A 6523-nucleotide genomic window follows, 5' to 3' on the forward strand; every position below is an offset into this window, starting at 1 on the left:
ATCCAGCCTTCGAGCGTCGACTATCACCTGAACCGTGGGGGCGTGGAATACCGCCAGTTGCACGTGCTGCGCACCGTGACGGTGCTGATGGACGTTGGCGTAGTCGGCACCGAACAGCTCCTTGGCGCGGTCGATGGCCAGCTGCTCGACGATGTCGACGTACTCGCAACCACCGTAGTAGCGCTTGCCTGGGTAGCCTTCGGCGTACTTGTTGGTCAGCACCGAGCCCTGGGCTTCCATGACAGCGGGGCTGGTGTAGTTTTCCGAAGCGATCAGCTCGATATGCTCTTCCTGGCGCAGGGCTTCTTGCTGCATGGCTTCGAAGAGCTCTGCGTCGTACTTGGCAATGGTCAAATCACGGCTGAACATGGCGGTCCTCAAGGATCGGGGCAGGTAATGGGGGGGCATTCTACCCCATTGCCCCTGGCCTGGCATATGAAGTGGCGTCATGTCGCGGACCAATGGAATTCAAGGTCGGCGCAGGCTTGTTAAAGAGCCCTGTGGGGGCGGCCTTGTGTCGCGAAAGGGCTGCAAAGCAGCCCCAGCAATTCAAGCGGCGCGACCAAAACCCTGGGGCTGCTGCGCAGCCCTTTCGCGACACAAGGCCGCTCCCACGAGGCCTGGGTCACTGGAACATGAACAGCGTTTCGTTGCTGAACTGCGCCTCGAACTGGTTGGCCGGCATCGGCCGTCCGAACAGGTAGCCCTGCACCTCGTCACAGCCGTGCTCGCGCAGGAACTCCAACTGCTCATGGGTTTCCACGCCTTCGGCGATCACCGCCAGGTTCAGGCTGTGGGCCATGGCGATGATCGCCCGGGCGATCTGTGCGTCCTGCTCGCCTTCGGGCAGGCCGTCGACGAAGGTGCGGTCGATCTTCAGCACGTCGATGGGGAACTGCTTGAGGTAGTTCAGCGACGAGTAGCCGGTGCCGAAGTCGTCGACCGCGATGCTCAGGCCCAGCTTCTTCAGGCTGTCGAGGATGATCATCGCCTCGTTTACCTCGCGCATCAGGATACTTTCGGTCAGCTCCAGCTCCAGGCACGCTGGCGGCAGCCCGGTTTCCTCGAGGATGTTGGCGATACGCGTGCCCAGCTGGCCGTCGGAGAACTGCCGCGCCGAGATATTCACCGACACCTTCGGCACCCGCACCTTGGCTGCATGCCAGGCCTTGAGCTGGCGGCTGGCCTCGCGCAGCACCCAGTCGCCGACGTCCACCACCAGGCCCAGCTCCTCGATCACCGGGATGAACTCGCCCGGCGGCACCAGGCCGCGGCGTGGGTGACGCCAGCGCAGCAGCGCCTCGGCGCCGGTCAGGCGCTTGCCGTCGCCGCTGAACTGCGGCTGGTAGTAGAGGATGAATTCGTTCTGCTCCAGCGCGTGGCGCAGGTCGCCTTCCAGCTCCAGGCGCTCCAGGGCGCTGGCGTTCATGTCGGCCTGGTAGAACTGGAAGTTGTTCTTGCCGCGCTCCTTGGCGTGGTACATGGCGGTGTCGGCGTTCTTCATCAGCTGGCTCAGCTCGCTGCCATCCTGCGGGCTGAGGGCGATGCCGATGCTGGCGGTGACGAAGAACTCGCGGTTCTCCAGCACGAACGGGCGCACCAGGCTGGCAAGGATATTTTCCGCCACGTGGATCGCCCGGTTCAGCGCCATGTCGCGGCTGCTGCGCGGTTGCAGCAGCAGGGTGAACTCGTCGCCGCCCATGCGCGCCACGGTGTCGTCGTCATCCACGCAGGCCAGCAGGCGCTCGGCCATGTCCTTGAGCATGCGGTCGCCTGCGGCGTGGCCCAGGGAGTCGTTGATCGGCTTGAAGCGGTCCAGGTCGAGGAACATCAGCACCACCCACGACTTGTGCCGCTCGGCCTGCTGCAACGCGGTGTGCAGGCGGTCCTGGAACAGCGTGCGGTTGGGCAGGTGGGTGAGGGCGTCGTAGTACGCCAGGCGGTGGATGCGCTGTTCGCTGGCCTTGCGCTCGCTGATGTCGGTGAAGAAGCACACGTAGCTGGCCAAGTCACCTTCGTCATCGAGCACGGCAGTGATGCCCACCCAGGCCGGGTAGTGCTCGCCGCTACGCCGCCTGAGCCACACCTCGCCCTCCCAGGAGCCGCGCTGGTGCAACTGCTTGAGCACGTAGCGCAGGTGGGCATCCTGCTGTTCGTCCACGGTCAGCAGGCTCGGCAACTGGTCGAGCACTTCGCTGAGGTCGTAGCCGCTGACCCGGCTGAAGGCTTCGTTGGCCTGGACGATATAGCCGGCCGGGTCGGTGATGAGGATCGCCGAGGTGGAGTGCTCGAATACCGTGGCCGCCATGCGCAGGTCTTTTTCCGCGCGGCGTTGCTGGCTGATGTCGCGACCTACGCCGAGCACGCCCTCGAAACGCTCGTTGTCGTCCCACACCAGTACCAGGCGCAGTTCGATAGGGATCTTGCGGCCATCGGCACGCAGGCAGTCGAACAGGAACAGCTGGCTGGTCAGTTGGCTGCGTAGTTGGCCCAGTTGCTCGCGGTTGCCCAGCGCCTTGCTGACCCGCTCCATCAGGTTGTAGATGCCGGTGAGCTGGGCCGGGTTGGCGATGATCGACTGCCAGCCGTGCTCGAAGATCCAGTCGGCCTGGTAGCCCAGCACTGTCTGCACCGAAGGGCTTACGTAGTTGAACTGCAACTGGCTGTCGGTGGAGAAGATCACATCGCTGATGCTTTCGGCGAGCATGCGGTAGCGCTGCTCGCTGTCGCGCAGGGACTGGCTGGCCTCGATCTGGATCGTGACGTCCTTGCCCACGCCGATGATGCGCACCACCTGCCCCTCGCTGTCGCGGCTCAGGACCTGCTCGCGGATGTCGTAGCAGCGCCAGGCGCCGTCGCGGTGGCGAAAACGCAGTTGGCAATGCAGCGACTGGTGGTGGCCACTGTCCCGCTGGTGTTGGCGCAGGGTGCGATAGTGCTCGGCATCTTCCGGGTGCAGCAGCAGCTCCCAGAAGTGGTCGCCCATCTGCGCCAGCTCGGTGCGGTCGTAGCCCAGGGACTGGCCGAGGTGGCGGTTGCTGAAGATCATCCGCCGGCTTTGTACGTCCTGCACGTAGAGCTGGTCGGGCACGGTGCGCACCACGTCTGACCAGAAGCTCTCGCGTTCGAGCAATGACAACTCTACCTGCTTGCGGCTGGTGACGTCGCTGATGCTCAGGATTACCGCCTGGAAATCGGAGCGCTGCTGGGGCAGGCGCGCCATCACCCACAGGTGCAGTTCGCCGCCCAGTGGTGCCGGCAGGCGTACTTCCAGTTCAAGCACGTCACGCTGGTCGATCAGGGCATCCAGCAACTGCGCCCCGATGCTCTCGCGGCCGACGCCGCTGCTTTCGAACAGGCGCTGCCAGGCGCCCTCGTTGCTGTCGACGGCGAGCAACTGGCGAGCGAATTGGTTGATCTCGGTGATCTTCAGCTCCTGCAGCAAGGTGCGCCGCAGATTGGGGTCCAGGCTCAGGCTCTGGCGCAGGGCGGGTTGATTGCTCAGGTGATAGCGGTCGATTTGGCCGGGCAGGCTGGACAGGTCGAGCACGCACAACGCAACGCCGGTGCCTTCAAAGATATCCTGGTAACGTCGGCGATCCTCCTGCAAGGCGCGCTGTCGGCGGCGCATGTTGATCAGCGCCAGCACCGGCAGCAGTGCGCAGAACAGCACCAGCAGGCACTTGCCGAGCAACGGCGGCAGCAGCTTCTGCTGGGCGAGGCCTGCGTCGAACAGGCCATGCACCTGCCAGGTACTGTTGTCGAGGAAGGCCAGCATCACGCTGTGCAGCGGGCCGACATTCGAGCCGTGCACGCCATGGCGCTCGAGGACTTCACCGGTGCGGGCGTTTTCCAGCATCCACAGCGGGTGGGCCGTGCCGTTGAGCTTTTGGGTCAGCTGGTGGTAGTAGTCATTGGTCAGGCGCAGCACCCAGTAGCCACGGTCCTGCTCGGGCAACGTGCGCAGTAGCAGGTAGATGTAGCGTTTGTCGGGCGCATTGGTGAAAAAGTAGGCGCGGCCTTCGGCGAGTTGCACCAGCTCGTCCAATTGCGCCTGGTCAGGTGTGCCTTTGAGGCTGTCGCGGATGACATGGCCGCTGTTGTCCAGCCACGCCATGCCATACAGGGCTGGCAGGCGAGTGCGCAGGGTGTCCAGCAGGGAGGGCAGAGCCGCTGGCGCTGGCGCACGGTCGTAAGGTTGCACCACATTCATCGCCTGCTGGGCCTTGAGCGCCATGGTCAGGCTCAGGTGGTCGGCCAGCTCCGCGCTCGTCGAGAGGCTTTGCTGGCGCAGGTCGGCCTGGGTATGGCGGTACTGGGCGAATAGCTGCCACAGCAACAACCCCAGCAGCACCAGTGCCAGCAGGGCCAAGGCACCCTTGAGCGAGCCGCGCAGGACGCTACCGGTGGCCGGTGTTGCGTTGCGCGAGGTGGGTGGTGGAGTGAAGTTGGTCAAGCGTCGGTCCTGCGATTGGGCTGGCTATGGCAGGTGTCGGGTCATGCTCGCAGGTGTATCGGTGTCAAAGTGCATGCCGCTTGGGCGCACTATAAGGCCGGACGTACGAAGGCGGCTAGCATGCCTTCAAATATGGCAAAGTGCCAGTCCGCGTGTCAGTTTGTGCCAATGTGCGTCGGTGCTGGAACAGTGCTGTCGGTGGTGGTGGTTCGGCAAGGCCCTGTGTCCTGTGCGAGAATGCCGGCCGCTTCATAGTCAACGCACTGGAGATGTACGGTTTGGTTACCCATTTTTCCGCCAATGGCCTCGATTCCGCCTGTGGGCGTAGCAGTCAGACCCTGGTCAGCACTGCCGTGGCCGATGACGTATCTTGCAAGTCGTGCCAGCGTACGCTGGCCAAGCCCGATGCAGCTGGCGCTGCCGTGCGCAAGAGCCCTTCGCTGGCCGAGCTGCGCAAGTCGGCCAAGGCCGCTGTCGTACCGGCTGAGCCGGTCGCTCGTCCAGCAGCGGCCAAGCCTGCGGGCAAGGTCGTGAACACCGTCGCGAATAACGTGGCTGAACAGCCGGCACATGCTGGCGCTTTCAGCGTCAAGGCGGCCTGGGCCGCTCGTCTGGCCGAAGAGGGCAGCACCTCGCGCCTGCCGCGAGGCAAGGCGCGCCAGCGTCACGTCTGAGGGCGCTGCTTTTATTGCTGTTTGCGTTTGCGGAACTCCGCCACTTTATGGCGGTTTCCGCACAGCGCCATGCTGCACCAGCGACGCCGATGGGACTTGGTGCGGTCGTAGAACCACAGCACGCAGTCTGGGTGTTCGCATTCGCGCACCAGGTTGAAGTCGCCTTCCACCAGCAAGGTCGCGGCCGCTTCTGCCAGGGGCGCGAGGTACTGCTCGGCGGTGTTGGCTGTGCGTACCGTTTCCAGGTGCGCTTCGCCACTGGCCGACCACACCAGGCGCGGGTGGCTGGGCGTCGCCAGGAAGCGGTTGAGTGCCTCGGGTGAGCCCTGTTGGTGCACCTTGCGTTTCTCCACCAGCTCACGCACCGCTTCACGCAGGGTCACTGCGGCTTGCAGCAACTGACCTTCGGCGAAGTTGGCCGCAGGCAGCTTCCAGCCGGTGCGCGCCAGCCAGGCCTGCACGTCCGCGTCGTTGCGCCAGAACTCTACCAGCGTGCCATCGGCGGCAGCTCGGGTGTTGAGCATGTCCAGTACCGGATGGTCGGCCAGCACGAAGGGCTCGAGGGTCGTGGTGGTGCTCATTGGGGCAGGCTCCGAAGGGGGAATGTCAAAATGGTAACCCTGAAAACATTTAAATAATAGTTACCGCGTTCGCGAGCCTGGGCGTGTGCGGTAGTTGAGAGTGTCGCGGGTTGTTGAGAAGATAGCCCGCTCGGCGGCACCGGCTGCCGTCGCCCCTGTCGGGAACCGCCCGGCAGGTCGATTTTCTGTTGTGCAAGGCTCGCTGCGGTGGTCTTGCACGTTTCACGTTCGCCCGCGCCGGTCGCGGGCCGTGCAGTGTTTTCAAACTTTTTGACCGAGGTCGCCAGAATGGCTCAATACGTCTACACCATGCATCGGCTGAGCAAGGTCGTGCCGCCGAAGCGGGAGATTCTCAAGAATATTTCCCTGTCGTTCTTCCCTGGCGCCAAGATCGGCGTGCTCGGCCTGAACGGTGCGGGCAAGTCGACCCTGCTGCGCATCATGGCCGGGGTCGACAAGGAATTCGACGGCGAAGCCCGTCCGATGCCGGACATCAACGTCGGCTACCTGCCCCAGGAGCCTCAGCTGGACCCCAGCAAGACCGTGCGTGAAGTGGTCGAGGAAGCGGTCAGCACCATCAAGGACGCCCAGGCCCGCCTGGACGAGGTTTACGCCGCCTACGCCGAGCCGGACGCCGACTTCGACAAGCTGGCCGCTGAGCAGGCCAAGCTGGAAGCCATCCTGCAGGCCTCTGATGGCCACAACCTGGAGCGCCAGCCTGCTGCAGCGGCAAGGTAACCAGGTGATGCGGCGAGGATGTAGGACGTGTCGGCAAGGTGGCGACCAATCAAACCGGTATCTTCGAGGTTGCC

3 protein-coding genes and 2 pseudogenes are annotated in these 6523 nt (G+C 64.2%); 2 read left to right on the forward strand and 3 right to left on the reverse strand.

Annotation, left to right across the window (positions count from 1 at the left end; all coding sequences use genetic code 11):
- Both ACQKPE_RS25440 and ACQKPE_RS25445 read right to left on the reverse strand, forming a co-directional pair.
- Nucleotides 1–369 (reverse strand): annotated as a pseudogene (locus ACQKPE_RS25440) (hypothetical protein); the annotation flags it as partial.
- Between the two features lie 256 nt (nucleotides 370–625).
- The gene (locus tag ACQKPE_RS25445) at nucleotides 626–4456 is read right to left on the reverse strand and encodes a sensor domain-containing protein (protein WP_427669450.1); all 3831 of its coding nucleotides are present in this window, start codon (nucleotides 4454–4456) and stop codon (nucleotides 626–628) included.
- A gap of 278 nt (nucleotides 4457–4734) precedes the next feature.
- Between ACQKPE_RS25445 and ACQKPE_RS25450 the strand changes: the two genes are divergently transcribed.
- Entirely contained in the window at nucleotides 4735–5130 is a 396-nt protein-coding gene (locus tag ACQKPE_RS25450) for a hypothetical protein (RefSeq protein WP_427669453.1), read from the forward strand.
- 11 nt (nucleotides 5131–5141) lie between these two features.
- Here the strand turns inward: ACQKPE_RS25450 and ACQKPE_RS25455 are convergent, their stop codons facing one another.
- Complete coding sequence (locus ACQKPE_RS25455; RefSeq protein ID WP_427669451.1) at nucleotides 5142–5711, reverse strand: CGNR zinc finger domain-containing protein; 570 nt, start codon at nucleotides 5709–5711, stop codon at nucleotides 5142–5144.
- 288 nt (nucleotides 5712–5999) lie between these two features.
- Here ACQKPE_RS25455 and ACQKPE_RS25460 point away from each other — a divergent pair.
- Nucleotides 6000–6443, forward strand: a pseudogene (locus ACQKPE_RS25460) (ATP-binding cassette domain-containing protein); the annotation flags it as partial.
- Nucleotides 6444–6523: the final 80 nt, after the last annotated feature.

Source organism: Pseudomonas sp. NPDC089554, assembly GCF_050280645.1.
GTDB lineage: Bacteria > Pseudomonadota > Gammaproteobacteria > Pseudomonadales > Pseudomonadaceae > Aquipseudomonas.

Coding starts and splice junctions, on each gene's coding strand:
- ACQKPE_RS25455 (WP_427669451.1), bottom strand. CDS start 5,711: ATGAGCACCACCACGACCCTCGAGCCCTTCGTGCTGGCCGACCATCCG.